The following is a 17672-nucleotide window of genomic DNA, read 5'->3' on the forward strand; positions in this document are numbered from 1 at the left end:
GTTTAACATTTTTAAAAAACGTTGCAGACGCGATCGCAAAGCGGTTCCAAACGAACTTCGCAAAACGGTTCAAAAGGAACATCCCTAAACCGGTTCTCATAATAATAAGGTACACAAGATTGTTTCCCGATTCCCGATTCCCGATTCCCGATTCCCGATTCCCGATTCCCGATTCCCTCCTAAACCCTCAAACGCCTTTCAATCCCATTTTCCCAACAATCACACATCTCCTGAACTGTCATCTCAATCACACACTGACCATTTCCTACCAGTACTCGTAAACCAGCATTTTCCCCTTGAACAACACCCAGTTGTTGCCAATATCCTTCATCCCCCAACTGTTGCTGTAGATAAGATTCCCAACTTGTTTCCTGTTGAGGACTCACAGAAACCAGAATCCGACTCCCCCCCTCACCAAATAGCACCTGATCCCAGCGCAGGTCTAACGACTCGGAGCTATAGCCTAGAGTAATGTCTGCCCCCAACTTACCTGCGATACAGGATTCAGCCAAAGCCACCACTAATCCCCCTTCAGCACAGTCATGAGCAGAATTTACCCAACCTTGACTGATACCCTCTCGCGTTACCGTTTGGATACGACGCTCTAAATCAAAATCCACTACTGGTGGCTTGCCCGCAACCATGCCATGAATAGTTGCCAGATACTCGGACGCACCTAATGTAATTTGGGATTTAGTTTGGGATTGACTATTTTCCCAGTATTTAGTCCCCAATCCTAATAAATAGATTAAATCCCCTTCAGCTTGCCAACCTTGACCACAGGTTTTAGTAATATCAGCAACTAATCCCACCATCCCTACCACTGGCGTCGGGTAAATCGACTGAGGATTGCCGTCACTATCAATGGTTTCGTTATACAAGGAAACATTCCCCCCAGTCACAGGAGTGCTCATTTCCCGGCAAGCCTCTGCTATTCCTGCACAAGCAGAGGCCAGTTGCCAGTAACCCACAGGCTTTTCAGGAGAACCAAAATTCAGATTATCGGTTACTGCCAAAGGTTCTGCACCCACACAGCTGAGATTCCTTGCTGCTTCTGCTACCACAGCCTTTGCCCCTTCATAGGGGTCAAGATAAACATAACGGGAATTACAATCCACCGTTGCCGCCACACCACCAGACGAGGTTACAGGTTGAAGGTTGGTTTCAGGTTGAAGGTTAGTAGGTTGAAGGTTAGCAGGTTGAAGGTTAGTTTCAGGTTGCAGGTTAGCAGGTTTAAGGTTAGCAGGTTTAAGGTTAGCAGGTTTAAGGTTAGTTTCAGTTGAACCTTGGCCTTTCGGCCACGCTTCGCGAACAACATTCAACCTGTCAACATTCAACCTTTCAACATTCAACCTTTCAACATTCAACCCTTGTGGGCGTAACCGAATCACCGCAGCATCAGCGTTTCCTGGCAAAATTAAGGTATTGTTCTGGACTTGGTGGTCGTACTGGCGATAAACCCAACGTTTCGACGCAATAGTTGGAGTATCTAGGAGTTGACCTAGGATGTCATTCCAACTGTAATGTTTGCCGTTAATGTCAATACCTTTAACATTACAGGGAGGGAGGGAATCCCCATGCCATTCCCAAGCCTGTAAAGCATAGTCTGGTGGTTCTGTCAATAGCTCCCGCTGATAAATTGGAGTATTATCGGCTAGAGCAGTAGCTGGGATTTCTGCTGCTACCTCTCCTTGGAACAAAATCCTGACCAAAGGTTCTTCGATTACCTTACCTGCTACCACAGCATGGAGTCCCCAACGGTGGAAAATATCTATCAGTTCCTGTTCTCGACCCTTGTGGGCAACAAACAGCATTCGTTCTTGGGATTCCGACAGCAAGTATTCATAAGGCACCATACCGGTTTCTCGCACTGGCACCAGGTCTAAATCGAACTCAATACCCAAGCCCCCTTTAGCTGCCATTTCTGAAGTCGAACAGGTTATCCCAGCGGCTCCCATATCTTGAGCAGCTACTACCGCACCGGTTTGAAATGCCTCAAGACACGCTTCAATCAAAGACTTTTCTAGGAACGGGTCCCCCACTTGCACCGCTGGGCGGTCATCTAGGGATTGATCCGTAAGTTCCGCACTAGCAAAACTTGCCCCTCCCATGCCATCTCTACCGGTAGTGGACCCAACATAGAGCACAGGATTTCCAACTCCAGAGGCTCCAGAGGTAACAATTTCTGGAGTTTCCATCAGTCCCAGAGCCATCACATTCACCAAGGGATTACCAGTGTATGCCCGGTCAAAGTAAACTTCACCCCCTACAGTAGGGACACCCACGCAATTGCCATAGTGACTGATTCCTGCTACTACCCCATTAAACAATCGTCTAGTGTTGGCATTATCCAAAGTCCCAAAGCGCAGAGAGTTTAAGACCGCAATCGGGCGAGCTCCCATGGTAAAAATATCCCGTAGAATCCCCCCTACTCCGGTAGCAGCTCCTTGAAACGGTTCTACTGCTGAGGGGTGATTGTGGGATTCGATTTTAAAGGCCAGTTGTAGCCCATCACCTAAGTCTACAACACCAGCATTTTCCCCAGGACCGACTAGAATACGTTTGCCTTCTGTGGGAAATTGCTTCAGTAGAGGACGGGAGTTCTTGTAGCAGCAATGTTCCGACCACATCACACCGAACATTCCCAGCTCAGCTTTATTGGGATGACGCCCTAGGCGCTGGACAATTTCTTCATATTCAGAAGGGGTTAACCCTTCAGCAGCAATCTCTTCTGGGGAAAAGGAGGTAGAGGAATTAGTGGGCATATCACTCTGGGCACAAACGGCACAGAGATTATTTTATAGAGTATTGAGCCAATTATGATCAATAGCCAGACTTCTTCAGCTCCTTTGGTTCCCGTCCTTGGGATTTTTGCGTGCGATCGCGAAGCGCTTCCAAAGGAACATCGCGTATCAGGTATCAGGTATCAGCTATCAGCTATCAGCTTTTAGTTTTTAGTTTATGCGCTACGCGCACGCTACGCTAACAGCTTATGTGCTACGCGCAGGCTACTTGAGTGGCTATTGGCCAACGGCTGAGCGCTGACTGCTGACCGCTGACCACTGACTTCTGACTTCTGACTTCTGACTTCTGACTTCTGCTATACCTTGCCAATTCCTTAGCCACAATAAAATCACCCACGTGGGTAATGTCTCCGGTCTATTCCCCGTATTACTGTATAAGCATAGCTGCAACTTACAATCTTATCACCCCTAAAAGCGCAGCTCTATCAATCTATCCATTAATCTATCCATTGGAGGCAAATCCATTATGTCTAGGAATTTCGATCATCTAGCATACTCTGTATCCACCCTAGTTTATCAATACAATTGCTATAGCCCAGACACAATCGAATACGTTTTATTTAATCAAGGACTCCTAGCCGGTCTCCAAAGACAAGCCGAAGCTAGCGACAGTCCAGTTTACTTAGAAGGGTATCAGATCGGACAGAGCTATTAAGTTGTTATCGAGGTTATCCACTTATGGCCTTGCACGCACTGGGGGGAATGCGCAGAGCAAGTCATGAATCGTAGGGTGGGCAGTGCCTACCAACGCGGTTTGCAAGCTTCATTATCTGTCTGGTGCACTGCCCACCAGAGCAATTAGCCTGCTTTTCCCCAGTCAATCTTCGATCAGACTACGAATTTCTCTAACTTGTTCGATATACTGCCCATCATTCCAAACTGGTACAACTCCTTCGTAAGAAATCGGTTCAACTAAATCAATCCATGAGCGACAGCCTCCGTACTCTTGGTGGTAGGGAGTGATCACAGGCTCAGGTAACTGATAAGTACGCAAAAGCAGTACATATAAAGGTTGACGTGGCTTCCACTTCCAACGCTCACTCACAAATTGTTCATTCCAAATATGATAGGGTAGCAGCGCAGCAACAGTGGATTGCTCCGTTACTGGCAAAATATCAGTAATAGACGCCCAGCTACCAATCCGAACAGTTTCCGGATGCCAACCTGAGGGCACAGGTTTCACAACTCCCCCATAGTCAGGTTTAAGCAAATTAGGCTTTTGATGCTCATAGGTAGGGTAGAGTAAAACCTTGTGGTGAGCCACACTGAAGCAGTTGCCCTGTTCACGAATACCGCCTTTGCGTAACAGCATAATCGTTTTGCCCGCTTCTAAGGCATCAACCGCAACAGCCCATTCTTTGAGGGCATGGGTAGTAGTTGAAAGCATAAATTTAGTAATGGGACTTTTCCAATAACAATAAGAGGTTTGCGTTTTCCTAGGATAGAATGCCAATATTACTCTCAGTAGGGAATAGGGAGTCGGGAGTCGGGAGTCGGAATCCCCCCTAACCCCCCTTAATAAGGGGGGAAGGGAGTCGGGAGTCGGGAGTCGGGAGTCGGGGTAAGACAATTGAATGTACCATCTCCCCATCTCCCCGCGCCCCACCCCCTATTCCCAGATCCGCTGTTCCCTGTTCCCTTTGCTATACCAACCACCCATGAGTAATTCTCAAGCAAACAACCGTAAAACTATTAACAAAGTCGCTATTGTAGGAGGAACCCACGGCAATGAATTTACCGGTGTATACCTAGTCAAAAAGTTTGAGAAGTTTCCAGAATTAATCACTAGACCTAGTTTTGAAACCTTGACAAAAATAGGTAATCCCCAAGCCTTTCAAGCGGCTAGGAGATATATTGATACAGACTTAAACCGCTGCTTTGCTAAAAGTGACCTGGAAAATCCTGAGCTTTCTTTCCTAGAACAAACCCGAGCCAAAGAGATGGCTACAACCCTAGGACCAAAAGGCAATTCCCAGGTAGATTTTATTCTAGATTTGCACAGTAGCAGTGCTAATATGGGGTTTACTATAATTCTCGTCAACAACGACCCCTTTAATTGGCAACTTGCTGCTTATCTGAGTTCCCTTGACCCCTTAGTTAGAGTTTTAAGTTCCATTGAACCAGGTAAAGAAAATACCTTTCTAAACTCTCTATGTAACTTCGGCTGTTCTATTGAAGTCGGTCCCATTGCACCAGCTAGTCTCAAGGGCGCTATTTTTCAGAAAACTGAAGCCTTAATTCACGCCACGTTAGATTATATTGAAGATTATAATAACGGGAAAATATTATCAAACACTTATCCTCTAACTATTTATCACTATTTAAAAGTAGTTGACTATCCCAGAAACAAAGCTGGTGAACTAGAAGGTATGATTCATCCTGAGCTCCAGGGCAGAGATTATCAAGAACTCAATCCTGGTGACCCCATATTTCTTACCTTCGATGGCACCACAATTTACTATGAAGAAGAAGCCACGGTTTGGCCAGTATTTATTAATGAAGTTGCCTACTATGAAAAAGGAATAGCGATGTGTTTGACTAAAAAAGAAATACTTACTTAGTGTTTAGGGAACAGGGAACAGGGAACAGGGAACAGGGAAAGAGTGGGGAGATGGGGAGATGGGGAGATGGGGAGATGGGGAGATGGGGAGATGGGGAGATGGGGAGATGGGGAGATGGGGAGATGATAGCGTTTTGCTTGTAGCTTAAGTAGAATCCCGACTCCCGATTCCCGACTCCCGACTCCCGATTCCCGACTCCCGATTCCCGATTCCCGACTCCCGACTCCCGATTCCCGATTCCCTACTCCTGACTCTGTAACCCCTGCTGCAATATTTCTAAAACTTTGGCTAAGTTTCCGGCTAATAATGCAGCTTTATCTAACCATAATCCCGGAAAAATTTCTGAACAAAGTATGCCCTCAGGATTGGCTTCCAGTTGAGTATATTCCCCTTCAGTTAACCGAAACCAATCAAATTCACCATCATCAACTCGCCATACCAAATACTCTTGTACTGCATTACGGCGATAAACGTTTAATTTTTTGTGTAAATCAATAGAAACAGTGCTAGCCGCAATTTCAACGATTAACTCCGGCGCACCTTCCACATAGCCATCCTGACTAATTGTAGATTGTCCTCCTACTTTCAGTCTAAGCAGTGCATCGGGTTGAGCTTCATTCTCAAGATCAAGCCTAACAGTACAATTATCTCCTAATTGCAGGTTAGGAGTATAGGTTTGGTAGAAGCCTAACCACAACATAATCTGAGCATGGGGTTCACCATGTTGTGTAATTCTCAGGGGAGATGCCATGTAAACAATTCCTTCAATTAATTCGGCTTTTTTCAAATCACCCATAGCGGAATAGCGCAGCTCAAATTCCGCAAGGGTTAGTTGATCCCCATTTTCTAAAGGAGGAATAGTCGGGTCCCGAGTAATTGTGGCAGTTGATGTCATTTTTTTCGGCTCTACTTTATTTGTTATTTAACAGGGAATAGGGAACAGGGAACAGCGGATCTGGGAATGGGGAGATGGGGAGATGGGGAGATGGGGAGAATGCAGAATTTTATTGCTGATCAAACTCTTATTAATTCCCAATTATAGCGTTTTGCCTGTAGCTTAACTAGAATGCCGATTCCCGATTCCCGATTCCCGATTCCCGACTCCCGACTCCCGATTCCCGATTCCCGACTCCCGACTCCCGATTCCCAATTCCCAACTATTGAAAACTGATTTATTCCTTCGGCAACCATTCGATATCCAGTAATTGCTCAAGACAGTAGGGACATTCTGAAGGAAAAGTTACGGAATTCTGAGTTTTTATCTTCACAAATCCTAGGGCATCGTTATAAATAGAACTCAGTTCATCATCTAGGTAATTACGGAGATTAGTCGTCAGTTTTCGTTTGAGCTGAATTCGGAAATTATAGATTTCACCTTGCCAGTGAACTGCATTATAGTCAGATTCACTTGTCCAATAGTGCAGGAATAATAAATGACGGATTACTTGTTCTAAAAGGCTAGCTACAGCATTTTTCTTTTCTCTGCCCAAATCCTCTAACTCCTCAATTAAGTTATCCCAATCTAGTTGATTAAATTCTTGGTTTTTCAGGAGCTTAATAGTTTCTTCTAGCCATTGGGCATCATCAATTTCGTAGAGATTTTTTAAATTTAAGCTACTATTTATACTACTCATAATCAATTGTCACTAAAAACCTCACTTACTTTTCTATATCAAACACTCCAGACACTTTCAAATTAATATCTTTAAATCCAGGAGATAACACTAAATCATCACCGGAAAAGCTACCCACTTCTGTATAAGTATTTTCCTTAAGTTCTAATACCAATATACTTTGACTTTCCGGGTCCACAATCCAGTATTCAGGAATGCCACAATCCTGATATTGGATTCTTTTAGCAATATAGTCTCGCTCTCGTTGTAATTCTCCCGGGCTAACCACTTCAACCACTAATAAAGGCGGTGACATAGAGAGGCGAATGGTATTACGCTTTGATAATTGTTGAATATGCTCTTCTCGAATTATAGTCAAATCAGGATAACGGTTTTTCGGTTCACCTCTAACTTCTAATTCTAATCCTTGACCCCGGACTCTACGATGACCTACCAGTAAAGCAAACTGAATCAATAAAAACGTAGCAATTTCAACATTAAATCCCGACTCTGGAGGCATTTCAATTAACTCTCCATTAAATAACTCATATAATTTTTCTGAGTTATCATTGTATAATAAATACTCGTCAAAGCTTTGAAATTTATGGGTCAGTTGTACCATCATACTTCACCTGTAAAGTCCGTGTAAGCATTCAGCTAATGCGCTACGCGCACGCTACTTGAGGTGCTAATGCGCTACGCGCACGCTACTTGAGGTGCTATCAGCTAACACACCCTACTTACTTTTTTGGATAATATAGCAATTCTGTTTCCCATGAGGTACAAAGGGATCCCCCGTTGGTCCCCCTTAAAAAGGGGGACTTTGAGGTTGATAATTGTACCTCATACATGCAATCAACGCTATATTGTGTTCACGTGCAAAGCCCGGTGCGTTACCCCTATCGGCTAACACAAAAGCCCGGTGCGTTACGCCTATCGGCTAACACAAAAGCCCGGTGCGTTACGCCTATCGGCTAACACAAAAGCCCGGTGCGTTACGCCTATCGGCTAACACAAAAGCCCGGTGCGTTACGCCTATCGGCTAACACAAAAGCCCGGTGCGTTACGCCTATCGGCTAACACACCCTACTTACTTTCTTGGATAATAGCAATCCTAAATCAATTGTAAGAATTCTTGTTCCCTGCTCCTGTTCTCTCCCCATCACCCCATCACCCCATCACCCCATCACCCCATCTCCCCATCTCCCCATCACCCCATCTCCCCATCTCCCCACACTCCCTACTCCCTACTCCCTACTCCCTAATTTCTTAAGACTCCGATACGCTTCAGTCAATGACGTCAAATAAGGTTTAAGGCGACGATCCACGAATTGAAGCATCGGTTGGTTACTCTCCCCCACCGCACAGGTATAGTAAGGAATATCGCTATCGAGTTGAGCCATGATAGACTCTGCAACCAGCATGGCACCACGGCCACGCCGTTGGAACCGTCGCACCACAAACATCGAGGTATAGCGGATAGTATCTGGGCCAACCCGGTGGTTCACCATCCAACCCACAACCTCTCCTTGATAGAGCAAACCCAAACTGTTGAGGGGTTCTAGTTTTGAGGGTTCCAGAAACGGAGACAAGGATTCAGGATACCAAACCTTTTGCTTTTGCCGTTGGTGAATCCGTTCCTCCTGGGCTGGGGTTAGCTCTGCCCAAGGAAACAGGGTGAAATCTTTCGGGAAACGATAGTGGTGGATCCAGGGGGCTTGGGCAATATGTTCGCTATCAGATTTTGCCAAAATTAGGGAAATTTTAGGAGTTTCCCATCCCAATCTTTCCAGCAAGGGTTCTAAGGCAACGGTGGTGAGTTCTGTGGCTTGGTAGGATAGCTCCATTTGGCTACAACCCAGTTCCCGGACGTGGCCTTCCAGATGGGTGATTAACCCGCTGGCAACCCCCTGTCTGCGGTTTTCTGGGTGGACGAACAGGGAAAGAATGACCCCACTAGTGGTGTCGGTTTTGGGGTCTTTGCGCAGTTCCGCCACCAGCAAGCCCACCATTTCATCATTTTCTACTGCTGCTAAACCCAGCAGTTCCCCGAGAGGGCTGGCACCTTGCCAGTGGCTAGCAATGCTGGGGCAGGTGTAGTCATCGTATTCTAAGGAGGCAGCAGCATCAAAGTTTTCGAGCCACTGATAGGTAATTTGGGGGGAGTAGGTGGTAGTCACTGGCTTTGGGGAATTGGGAATCGGGAATCGGGAATCGGGAATCGGAATCCCCCCTAACCCCCCTTAATAAGGGGGGAAGGGAATCGGGAATCGGGAATCGGGAATCGGGAAATTAATCGTAGGGTGGGCAGTGGCTGTTGCCTGAAATTGGCTAGCAGCCGTGAAGCTATGATCAGCCACTGCCCACCAGACAGGAACTTTTTTTAACTCTATCTGTCATGCAGCCAGCAAATGCGATCGCTTCCATTTTCAGATGGGGAGATGGGGAGGAATCGTAGAATCGTAGGGTGGGCAGTGGCTGTTGCCTGAAATTGGCTAGCAGCCGTGAAGCTATCATCAGCCACTGCCCACCAGACAGGAACTTTTTTTAACTCTATCTGTCATGCAGCCAGCAAATGCGATCGCTTCCATTTTCAGATGGGGAGATGGGGAGGAATCGTAGGGTGGGCAGTGGCTGTTGCCTGAAATTGGCCAGCAGCCGTGAAGCTATGATCAGCCACTGCCCACCAGACAGGAACTTTTTTTACTCTCTGTGTCATGCAGCCAGCAAATGCGATCGCTTCCATCTTCATGATGCATCTAAATTATTACTCTTTTACCCGGTGGGTGGAATGGACATCTTGTTGTGGAACAGGCATCTTGCCTGTTTCCTGCCTTGGAACCGGCATCTTGCCGGTTATCAATATTCCCAGGCAGGCAGGATGCCCACCCCACTCCTATTCATGCCGCCTCTCATATCAAGGCTTCTGCCAACGCTATAAACCCAAGAAGAAGCCTGCTCCACAATGCCACTGGGGTAGCAAGCTTCTCTCAAGTCAGCCCTCAGTTTCGAGTGCGACTCTACCTTCTGCGACTAATGCCCGCCAAGCACGCCCGTGCCAGGTAACCGAAAACGAGTTAGTTGCACAGGTAGCTCGCCAATTTATCCAGGCGAATCGTGCGCCATCCGAGACCAAAAAGGGGTTTTGACATTTTGATCGGATAGTGGTAAATTAAGGGCACTACTCGGCGTCGTCGCCCGCAAAAGGACGTCCTTTCATTGGATTTACTTCTGACGCTCCACAGTACTGGGAGAGGGACTCGGAGACTGACTCCTCATTTTGCCTTGCTACCCCGTTTCGAGAAACAGGAGCAGTCTGTTTGGGTAGGAGTTTTTTCTTGGGCATGGTTTCATCTCCATAGAATTAAACTTTCTGTGGTTTAGCTTATTGAGTTGGCTGTGCCTGTGTCAATAGGTTTTTTCTTACGTTTTGTTACGTGGGGAGTGGGGAGTGGGGAGATGGGGAGATGGGGAGATAGGGAGATAGGGAGATAGGGAGATAGGGAGATGGGGAGATAGGGATAATCGTAGGGTGGGCAGTGGCTAGCAACGGAATTAGCCAGAGCCGTGAATATATCATCAGCCACTGCCCACCAACCAGGAACTACTTTTTTTAGAGATGGGGAGATGGGGTAATGGGGAGAATCGTAGGGTGGGCAGTGGCTAGCAACGGAATTGGTAAACAGCGGTGAATATATGATCAGCCACTGCCCACCAGCCGGAACTACTTTTTTTAGAGATGGGGTGATGGGGTGATGGGGAGTTTGATTAGAATGTGTAGTGTGGGCTATGGGCATAATCTGATAGCACCTCAAGTAGCGTGCGCGTAGCGCATTAGCTGATAGCTTACCTATAATCAGGCATACCATTACGTAAACGAACGAGTAAACTTGTGATGGAAAACAAAGTAATCGATGTCAGTGGTCTAAGTCCAAAACAGATTGCTATCATTACAGAAATTGTTGAGACTTTTAAGTTAGTTGCTCAACAAACTAATTTGACCCAAGATTATCGACAAGCTGAAACTCCCACAAAATCTTTAAATCTTGCCGAGAGAATCAAACAACGTTTTGCTCATTTAGCAGATGTAGAAATTCCAGAAATTACCAGAGATAAAATGCGTACTCCTCCTCAATTTTATCAATGATCATTTTAGATACTAATGTCATTTCCGAGTTAATGAAAGGTAATAACTGTTCAGTAAGTATCTCTAACTGGACATCTCAACAACTTATAACCAACTTATATACTACTACCATTACTCAAGCCGAAATTCTGTATGGTATTGCTATTTTACCCCAAGGTAAAAGACAAGATGAACTGCAAAAAGCGGCTAACTTAATGTTTACAGAAGACTTCTCAGGGCGTATTCTTTCTTTTGACCAAAAAGCGGCTGTAAGTTTTGCCTTAATTGCATCCAAAAGAATAAAAATAGGACAACCAATTTCTCAAGCCGATGCTCAAATTGCAGCTATTTGTTTAAGCCATAATGCTACCCTTGCGACTCGTAATGTTGATGATTTTAAAAACTGTAATATTGCCATTACCAATCCCTGGGACTATCGAGTAATATCAGGTCCGGAGAATTAGTTAGAAAAAACTTTATACCTTGAAACCTTATTCTTTTACTTCTGCCTTCTGCCTTGCTTTTGCGCCTAGTATAAGTATTCAACCGGACATGATATTACATATATTCTACCAAATCTTCTAATGGTTCATCAAAATCATCTGACATAATGATTTGACCTGCCCAACTACCATAACCGTGAGTGGTTCCTATCTTTTCGTGATCAGATTGTGTATTATTTGGATAGTTTTCTCGTAAATAGTCTGCATAATGCAATAGTTCCCTCTTGAGATGTTCAGGCAGACTAATAACGACTTTCCATAAGGCTAACTCAGTATTCATAACGTTTATTTTAACCAGTAACGTAGGGAGTCGGGAATCGGGAATCGGGAATCGGGAGATTAATCGTAGGGTGGGCAGTGGCAAGAATCGCGAAATCGGCAAGGTTGGTGAAGAGCTGATCAGCCACTGCCCACCAGAGGCGGAAGTATTTTTTTTAGTCTATCTGTCAAGGATTGGCAAATGCGATCGCTTCTACTCAAGAATGGTAGGGTGGGCAGTGGCAAGAATCGCGAAATTGGCAAGGTTGGTGAAGAGCTGATCAGCCACTGCCCACCAGAGGCGGAAGTATTGTTTTTACTCTATTATCGTAAAGCATGCTTCAGATGCGATCGCTTCCATCTTCAGGATGCATCTGATTAAAGCTGTTTGACCCAGTGGGTAGAATGGGAATCGAATGTGGAACCGGCATCTTGCCTGTTTCCAAATGCCATGGAACGGGCATCCAATGTGGAATGGGAATCGAATGTGGAACCGGCATCTTGCCGGTTACAATTCTCAGCATCCAATGTGGAACCGGCATCTTGCCGGTTACAATTCTCAGCATCGAACGTGGAACAGGCATCTTGCCGGTTACAATTCTCAGCATCGAACGTGGAACAGGCATCTTGCCCGTTCCAATTGTCAGAAAATCAGGGCTAGCCCGTCACGCAACTACTCAGCATCGCCGCCCGCAAAAGGAACACCCCTCGGTAACCCCCTGCCGCCGCCTGCACCAGCCGGTGCGATCGCATTAGCATCTGCTGTTGAAGCATTCCCCACAGTTTCACGCTGAACAGGAGCAGCTTGAAGGGGAGTGAGTTTCTTAGTTTTCATGATTTTCACCCAGAATCAATTATTCTGAATTTATTCTACCCTTTCTTGAGATGTCAACCTAGGATATAGCGGTTCTTAATTTTGTGAGGTACAGAGTTCTCGGTTTTAGGGAACAGGGAACAGTAAATATAGAATCGGGAATCGGGAATCGGGAATCGGGAATCGGATAAAAATAATGTGTACCTCATTATACCGGAAATAATATAGCAATTTGCAGATATTTTAATTATTAAAATTGCGCAAAAAACCTAATTTAAAATTATAAAAATAACTTATTTTGGAGGCCAATTGCTCTATTGACTGTTCCCTGTTCCCTATTCCTTGTTCCCTGTTCCCTGTTCCCTGTTCCCTAAACAACCATAACTATGTACTTAAACAACTCGCCAACCGTTATGGAAACCAATCGTCATCCAAAGCTTGTGTGAGATAAATTTCTGCTTCTGGGGGAAGTGTAAACAGTTTAGAAACGGATTTTACAGCACTGGTATAGGCTTTGTCGTAGAAAGTTTCCAGTTGAGTACGAAGGCTAGGGCTATCCTCAATAATAGTTTTAATTTGGGTGCGAAAGTTAACAACTTCAGCCGCCCAATGATTCCTATTTCGTTCTTGTTCAGATTTCCAATAAGCCAGTTTCAGCAGGTGTTCTAAAAGACGGGTTAAAAGACTCAATAATGCTCGCTTTTCACTTTTACCCATGCTTTCAATTTCTTCAATTAAATTCTCCCAGTCCACCTCACTAAAATTACGATTTCGGAGATTTTCTACGGTTTCCTGTATCCATTGATAGTAGTCAGTTTCATAGGATGTGTATGGTTTCATGATTTTAGATACTAATGTTATTTATTTAGAGAACAGGGAATCGGGAATCGGGAATCGGGAATCGGGAATCGGGAATCGGGAATCGGGAATAGCGATCGCTGCATCAAGACAGGGAATCAACGTTAAATAAGACTGTAAATCATAACTGCGATAAACGCTATAAAATCAAAAAATATTTGGCACTCCTTCCTAAGGTTACCTGTTCCCTATTCCCTGTTACCTATTCCCTTTTCCCATCAATTCTGTATAATTTAGTAGCAAACAAATTTTATGATTGTTTTATGAACATAGGGATTTTATACACAGGGGGCACCATTGGTTCTGTGCAGGGACCCGATGGGCTGTATCCACTAGATACTGTTGGTTTCCAAAAGGCGTTTGATGAGAATATTTTGCCGATAATTCAAAGTCAATATCCCGATTGTACCATTGGCTATATTGATATCGGGTTTGGTCCCAATAACAGCACTCTCGACAGTACCAACTTGCAGCCCCAAGACTGGTGTACTATTGCGATCGCAATCCTGGAAGCCTACGATAGCTATGAGTCTTTTATTGTGCTCCATGGCACGGACACCATGGCTTGGACCGCTTCCATACTGTCGTTTTTGATGACGGGGTTAGATAGCGATGGCAACTATAACGCTTTGTTGAGCAAGCCGTTGGTTGTGACTGGCTCCCAACTGCCACTATTTGTAGAGAAAGCCGACTCCTCCTATACTGTACGCTTCAACACCGATGCACTCCAAAACGTCTGTGGTGCCGTAACCTCCTGTTGTGAAGGTGTACCGGAAGTTTGTCTGTACTTTGATTCCACCTTAATGAGGGGCAATCGCACGGTCAAGACCAACGCCAGTGAGTTCAAAGCCTTCTCCACTCCCAACTATCCCAATATTGGGGAATATGGCTTAGACTTTGACGTGGACAACAAAGTCGTGCGCCCCTTGCCCACAGACCCCTCTCTTGCACTCTCTGTCAAGGGCGAGCCTGCTTATGACGCTTTATCAGCTCAACTGACCTACATTAACGATAATATTAACAGCATTACCATTCTTCCCTTTTCGGCTTTCCCCGCCTATTATGATGTCTCTGCTGACCCCAATACCAGCGTACTTGGGGATATGCTGGCGGCCTGTATTAATCAGGGAGTCGATGGTTTAATTCTGGAGTCTTATGGGGCAGGGAATTTCCCGTCTGGCAATCCAGACACTCCTGAGAATGGGGCGATTTACAAAGTTCTCGACGAAGCTGATAACAATGGTACCGTGATTGTTGACTGTACACAAGTTCTCAGCGGGATTGTCAATTCCCAGACCTACGCAGCAGGTTCCTGGCTCAGTCAGGTAGGAGCAGTTGGGGCCTATGATATGACCCCAATTGCCGCTGCCACCAAGCTTACCTACTTAAAGCTGTTAGCTAAATACTATAACTGGGATCAATACAAGATTAAAGAACTGATGATGACTAATCTCGTGGGCGAGATTATGGATGTCAACGTTCTCGATGCCAGAGGAGAAGGCTTCTTAGCGCCGGGAGAGACAATTATGGCTCTTGATGGCACTGCCATTTTGACCAACGAGCCCGGACAGGGTCCAGTCTTAACTGGCACTAGCTTAGAAGAGCCTTTCGTGTTCCTTGAGGATCCCAGCTCTGCCAAGTTGCCTGGTCAATTGCATATGCAAGAAGACGGTCAATTAATCTTCTATGACCGGGACAACCAAGCCGTTTATCAGGCCGGGGGCGAACCAGATCCTGACACCCGCTCATCCAAGCTGATCCTAGAAGGTGAAACTACTGATGGTGGCACCAAGCTTTATATCGAGAATTACGGCAAAGAGCCCTTCTATATTTATCCCGAACAGTCCGATGCTAAGGGCAAGAATAAATCCCAGGGTAAGGGTAAGAAGAAATAATATCAAGTCCGGTTGAATACCCATAATTAACAGTAGGGTGGGGAGATGGGGAGATGGGGAGATGGGGGAGATTTTGATTAAGGGTAATTATCCGGACATGATATTAGGGAATAAGTACAAAGCGCAATGTTCCTTTATAAGTGCTTTGCGATCGCTTTTCTTTAGACATCAATACACTTAAAACAGTTTCCAATTATTTCTATAAATCCGTGTAGGGATTGTGATGCTTTTTGTTACCTACTCCCTACTCCCTACTCTCTATTCCCTATTCCCTATTCCCTATTCCCTATTCCCTATTCCCTATTCCCTATTCCCTATTCCCTTTATTCTAAACTAAGAGATTCACTATCTTTAAACTACCATGATTGCTGATAAAATACCAAATTACATTTCAAAAGAAGACTATCTCTCCCAAGAAGAAGATAGTGCCATCAAACACGAGTATAGTGATGGAGAAATCTATGCTATGGCTGGAGCCAGTGATGCCCATGTTACTATTGCCGGAAACTTATTTGCACTGTTAATAAATCATGTAAGAGGCACTGGTTGTCGGGTTTATATGGCAGATATGAAAGCGTATATTGAAGCCGCCAATAGTTATTACTATCCTGATGTTATGGTGACTTGCGATGCCAGAGATAGAGAATTGACCAATTATAAAAAATATCCTTGTTTAATTGTCGAAGTTTTATCTCCCAAAACCGAAGCATTTGACCGGGGTAACAAATTTTATAACTATCAAAAATTATACACATTGGTTGAATATGTCTTAATTAGCCAAGACCATCAGCGCCTAGACTGCTTTCGCCGTAATGCCCAGGGAATTTGGACATTACAATTTTATGATCCAGGTACTGAAATTAACCTAGAAAGTGTTGATTTTCGTACCAGTATTGAGGCTTTGTATGAAGATGTCACCTAAGCATTCAGCGATCAGCGATCAGCAGTCAGCCTAAGCTGGTTTTAATTTAAATTCTATTGTTATGACAGCAGTACAAAATTGATAATCGTAGGGTGGGCAGTGCCTGGTAATGCGATTGGCCTTTCGGCCACGCTACGCGAACGCTATCTGTTATTATCGGTTTCAAGCACTGCCCACCCTACCTAACTATGAAATTAAATAAAGAGCAAATTATCAGGTAATAGTTAACTGCTAAGCTAACCAAAAAACTAACAATTAATTACACATAATTGAGTCCACAAGTTGCCCAAACTGTTAATCGTAAATAAATGTAAAAAAAATTAATTACCCCTTGCATTTTTTCGAGGAGTTATGTATACTATAGAAAGTACAGACTGAAACTAATAACCGCGCTGGATATGCCCGTTAATCATCCCCAGCGCGGCTTTTCTCCCACCTAAATAGGAGCTACTTCCATAATGGCACCAAAAAATCACAATTATCTCTGTGGAATGGGCATCTGTGGAATGGGCATCTTGCCCGTAGCCTTGATGGGCATCTGGTGGAATGGACATCTGTGGAATGGGCATCTTGCCCGTAGCCTTGATGGGCATCTGTGGAATGGGCATCTTGCCCGTTCCTTTTTGGCAGCGGACCCGGTGGGTGCCATGGGCATCTTGTTGTGGAACGGGCATCTTGCCTGTGACAATTTTCGGGCGGGCTGTCCCAAAACTGGCTACCGAGAAAATGAGTGCGAGCCCGTCCCTAACCGGTGCAGATGATTTTTGCTGTTTGACTGTGCGAGGTCTAATCCTGAATGCGATTGGCCTTTCGGCCACGCTACGCGAACAACCTGTAACCTTGGCCTTGGCCTTTGGGCCACGCTACGCGAATGGCCACGCTACGCGAACAACCTGTAACCTTGGCCTTGGCCTTTGGGCCACGCTACGCGAATGGCCACGCTACGCGAACAACCTTGGCCTTGGCCTTTGGGCCACGCTACGCGAATGGCCACGCTACGCGAACAACCTGTAACCTTCAACCCACCCGACTCAAACCCCTTGGGCGAACAACCTTAAAAAAAAATGGATAAATTCATCTAATATTCATAGAAATTTAATCTATTTTTGAATAAAATTAAGGAATATTGAAAGACTAGTTATAGTCTCTCTCGGTAGTATTATAATGTCGGTATTTTCGTTATGATTATTTTTAATTAAGCAACGAAAAATTCTTCAGTTTTGTCAAAGGTATTGTAGGATGTAGTTTGGGATAAAACCCTAAACTACCAAGGCTTTTTTTGATCTGTTAGTGCTTGTTGAACTGTAGCAACACGACT

Annotated in this window: 28 protein-coding genes; 12 read left to right on the forward strand and 16 right to left on the reverse strand. The window is 45.0% G+C overall.

The window, feature by feature from the left end; genetic code table 11:
* Positions 1-179 precede the first annotated feature (179 nt).
* Entirely contained in the window at positions 180-2765 is a 2586-nt protein-coding gene (gene purL, locus F6K53_RS15095) for a phosphoribosylformylglycinamidine synthase subunit PurL (RefSeq protein WP_293027010.1), read from the reverse strand.
* A gap of 232 nt (positions 2766-2997) precedes the next feature.
* Complete coding sequence (locus F6K53_RS15100; RefSeq protein WP_293027007.1) at positions 2998-3141, reverse strand: hypothetical protein; 144 nt, start codon at positions 3139-3141, stop codon at positions 2998-3000.
* A gap of 129 nt (positions 3142-3270) precedes the next feature.
* Between F6K53_RS15100 and F6K53_RS15105 the strand changes: the two genes are divergently transcribed.
* Positions 3271-3459 (forward strand): hypothetical protein, encoded by a 189-nt coding sequence (locus tag F6K53_RS15105; protein ID WP_071105291.1) that lies wholly within the window; start codon positions 3271-3273, stop codon positions 3457-3459.
* A gap of 162 nt (positions 3460-3621) precedes the next feature.
* Here the strand turns inward: F6K53_RS15105 and F6K53_RS15110 are convergent, their stop codons facing one another.
* On the reverse strand, positions 3622-4395 hold the full coding sequence (locus F6K53_RS15110; protein ID WP_364302991.1) for a DUF1802 family protein: 774 nt from the start codon (positions 4393-4395) through the stop codon (positions 3622-3624).
* Positions 4396-4462: 67 nt separating this feature from the next.
* Between F6K53_RS15110 and F6K53_RS15115 the strand changes: the two genes are divergently transcribed.
* The gene (locus tag F6K53_RS15115) at positions 4463-5365 is read left to right on the forward strand and encodes an aspartoacylase (protein ID WP_293068981.1); all 903 of its coding nucleotides are present in this window, start codon (positions 4463-4465) and stop codon (positions 5363-5365) included.
* A gap of 241 nt (positions 5366-5606) precedes the next feature.
* Here F6K53_RS15115 and F6K53_RS15120 read toward each other — a convergent pair whose 3' ends face one another.
* The 3 genes from F6K53_RS15120 to F6K53_RS15130 form a co-directional block, all read right to left on the reverse strand.
* Positions 5607-6260, reverse strand: a complete 654-nt coding sequence (locus F6K53_RS15120; RefSeq protein WP_293068983.1) for a Uma2 family endonuclease — start codon at positions 6258-6260, stop codon at positions 5607-5609.
* A gap of 277 nt (positions 6261-6537) precedes the next feature.
* On the reverse strand, positions 6538-6999 hold the full coding sequence (locus F6K53_RS15125; RefSeq protein ID WP_293068986.1) for a DUF29 domain-containing protein: 462 nt from the start codon (positions 6997-6999) through the stop codon (positions 6538-6540).
* A 25-nt stretch (positions 7000-7024) separates the two neighbouring features.
* Positions 7025-7600 carry a Uma2 family endonuclease gene (locus F6K53_RS15130; RefSeq protein ID WP_293069074.1) on the reverse strand — a complete coding sequence of 192 codons (576 nt, stop codon included), beginning with the start codon at positions 7598-7600 and terminating at the stop codon, positions 7025-7027.
* Between the two features lie 513 nt (positions 7601-8113).
* Between F6K53_RS15130 and F6K53_RS15135 the strand changes: the two genes are divergently transcribed.
* Positions 8114-8251 (forward strand): hypothetical protein, encoded by a 138-nt coding sequence (locus tag F6K53_RS15135; protein WP_293028802.1) that lies wholly within the window; start codon positions 8114-8116, stop codon positions 8249-8251.
* Here F6K53_RS15135 and F6K53_RS15140 read toward each other — a convergent pair.
* The 3 genes from F6K53_RS15140 to F6K53_RS15150 all read right to left on the reverse strand — a co-directional run bounded on the left by F6K53_RS15140 (position 8226) and on the right by F6K53_RS15150 (position 9730).
* On the reverse strand, positions 8226-9158 hold the full coding sequence (locus tag F6K53_RS15140; RefSeq protein ID WP_293028805.1) for a GNAT family N-acetyltransferase: 933 nt from the start codon (positions 9156-9158) through the stop codon (positions 8226-8228). The genes F6K53_RS15135 and F6K53_RS15140 overlap by 26 nt on opposite strands.
* A gap of 172 nt (positions 9159-9330) precedes the next feature.
* A complete protein-coding gene (locus tag F6K53_RS15145; RefSeq protein ID WP_293068991.1) occupies positions 9331-9495 on the reverse strand; it encodes a hypothetical protein in 165 nt (54 codons plus the stop codon).
* A 76-nt stretch (positions 9496-9571) separates the two neighbouring features.
* A complete protein-coding gene (locus F6K53_RS15150) occupies positions 9572-9730 on the reverse strand; it encodes a hypothetical protein (RefSeq protein WP_293045726.1) in 159 nt (52 codons plus the stop codon).
* Between the two features lie 53 nt (positions 9731-9783).
* On the opposite strand from F6K53_RS15150, the gene F6K53_RS15155 reads away from it, so the two are divergent.
* Positions 9784-10044, forward strand: coding sequence for a hypothetical protein (locus tag F6K53_RS15155; protein ID WP_293028817.1), 261 nt, complete (start codon positions 9784-9786; stop codon positions 10042-10044).
* Positions 10045-10159: 115 nt separating this feature from the next.
* Here the strand turns inward: F6K53_RS15155 and F6K53_RS45860 are convergent, their stop codons facing one another.
* On the reverse strand, positions 10160-10324 hold the full coding sequence (locus tag F6K53_RS45860) for an anacyclamide/piricyclamide family prenylated cyclic peptide (RefSeq protein WP_364302999.1): 165 nt from the start codon (positions 10322-10324) through the stop codon (positions 10160-10162).
* Between the two features lie 34 nt (positions 10325-10358).
* Complete coding sequence (locus tag F6K53_RS15160; protein ID WP_293081232.1) at positions 10359-10775, reverse strand: hypothetical protein; 417 nt, start codon at positions 10773-10775, stop codon at positions 10359-10361.
* A gap of 98 nt (positions 10776-10873) precedes the next feature.
* Between F6K53_RS15160 and F6K53_RS15165 the strand changes: the two genes are divergently transcribed.
* The gene (locus F6K53_RS15165; protein ID WP_293068997.1) at positions 10874-11125 is read left to right on the forward strand and encodes a hypothetical protein; all 252 of its coding nucleotides are present in this window, start codon (positions 10874-10876) and stop codon (positions 11123-11125) included.
* Positions 11122-11568: a type II toxin-antitoxin system VapC family toxin gene (locus F6K53_RS15170; RefSeq protein ID WP_293069000.1), complete on the forward strand. Its 447-nt coding sequence runs from the start codon at positions 11122-11124 to the stop codon at positions 11566-11568. The genes F6K53_RS15165 and F6K53_RS15170 overlap by 4 nt, the downstream gene beginning before the upstream one ends.
* 94 nt (positions 11569-11662) lie before the next feature.
* Here the strand turns inward: F6K53_RS15170 and F6K53_RS15175 are convergent, their stop codons facing one another.
* Positions 11663-11887 (reverse strand): DUF2281 domain-containing protein, encoded by a 225-nt coding sequence (locus F6K53_RS15175; RefSeq protein ID WP_293028883.1) that lies wholly within the window; start codon positions 11885-11887, stop codon positions 11663-11665.
* Positions 11888-12067: 180 nt separating this feature from the next.
* Between F6K53_RS15175 and F6K53_RS15180 the strand changes: the two genes are divergently transcribed.
* Together F6K53_RS15180 and F6K53_RS15185 are read left to right on the forward strand one after the other, a co-directional pair.
* On the forward strand, positions 12068-12247 hold the full coding sequence (locus F6K53_RS15180; RefSeq protein ID WP_293028829.1) for a hypothetical protein: 180 nt from the start codon (positions 12068-12070) through the stop codon (positions 12245-12247).
* Between the two features lie 6 nt (positions 12248-12253).
* Complete coding sequence (locus tag F6K53_RS15185) at positions 12254-12526, forward strand: hypothetical protein (RefSeq protein WP_293028832.1); 273 nt, start codon at positions 12254-12256, stop codon at positions 12524-12526.
* 12 nt (positions 12527-12538) lie between these two features.
* Here the strand turns inward: F6K53_RS15185 and F6K53_RS15190 are convergent, their stop codons facing one another.
* From F6K53_RS15190 to F6K53_RS15200, 3 genes are all read right to left on the reverse strand, one after another.
* The gene (locus F6K53_RS15190; protein ID WP_293028835.1) at positions 12539-12700 is read right to left on the reverse strand and encodes an anacyclamide/piricyclamide family prenylated cyclic peptide; all 162 of its coding nucleotides are present in this window, start codon (positions 12698-12700) and stop codon (positions 12539-12541) included.
* Between the two features lie 53 nt (positions 12701-12753).
* Entirely contained in the window at positions 12754-12888 is a 135-nt protein-coding gene (locus tag F6K53_RS15195; RefSeq protein ID WP_293069003.1) for a hypothetical protein, read from the reverse strand.
* A 202-nt stretch (positions 12889-13090) separates the two neighbouring features.
* Entirely contained in the window at positions 13091-13519 is a 429-nt protein-coding gene (locus tag F6K53_RS15200) for a DUF29 domain-containing protein (protein ID WP_293069006.1), read from the reverse strand.
* A 176-nt stretch (positions 13520-13695) separates the two neighbouring features.
* Here F6K53_RS15200 and F6K53_RS15205 point away from each other — a divergent pair, with 176 nt between their 5' ends.
* From F6K53_RS15205 to F6K53_RS15215, 3 genes are all read left to right on the forward strand, one after another.
* The gene (locus F6K53_RS15205; RefSeq protein WP_293069009.1) at positions 13696-15432 is read left to right on the forward strand and encodes an asparaginase; all 1737 of its coding nucleotides are present in this window, start codon (positions 13696-13698) and stop codon (positions 15430-15432) included.
* A gap of 37 nt (positions 15433-15469) precedes the next feature.
* Entirely contained in the window at positions 15470-15613 is a 144-nt protein-coding gene (locus F6K53_RS15210) for a hypothetical protein (protein ID WP_293028848.1), read from the forward strand.
* Positions 15614-15793: 180 nt separating this feature from the next.
* Positions 15794-16354: a Uma2 family endonuclease gene (locus F6K53_RS15215; RefSeq protein ID WP_293069012.1), complete on the forward strand. Its 561-nt coding sequence runs from the start codon at positions 15794-15796 to the stop codon at positions 16352-16354.
* Positions 16355-16734: 380 nt separating this feature from the next.
* Here F6K53_RS15215 and F6K53_RS15220 read toward each other — a convergent pair whose 3' ends face one another.
* Positions 16735-17028 (reverse strand): hypothetical protein, encoded by a 294-nt coding sequence (locus F6K53_RS15220; RefSeq protein WP_293081235.1) that lies wholly within the window; start codon positions 17026-17028, stop codon positions 16735-16737.
* A gap of 1 nt (position 17029) precedes the next feature.
* On the opposite strand from F6K53_RS15220, the gene F6K53_RS15225 reads away from it, so the two are divergent.
* Positions 17030-17368 (forward strand): hypothetical protein, encoded by a 339-nt coding sequence (locus F6K53_RS15225; RefSeq protein WP_293081238.1) that lies wholly within the window; start codon positions 17030-17032, stop codon positions 17366-17368.
* The last annotated feature ends 304 nt before the right edge of the window (positions 17369-17672 follow it).

The organism is Moorena sp. SIO4A1, assembly GCF_010672065.1.
Lineage (GTDB): Bacteria > Cyanobacteriota > Cyanobacteriia > Cyanobacteriales > Coleofasciculaceae > Moorena.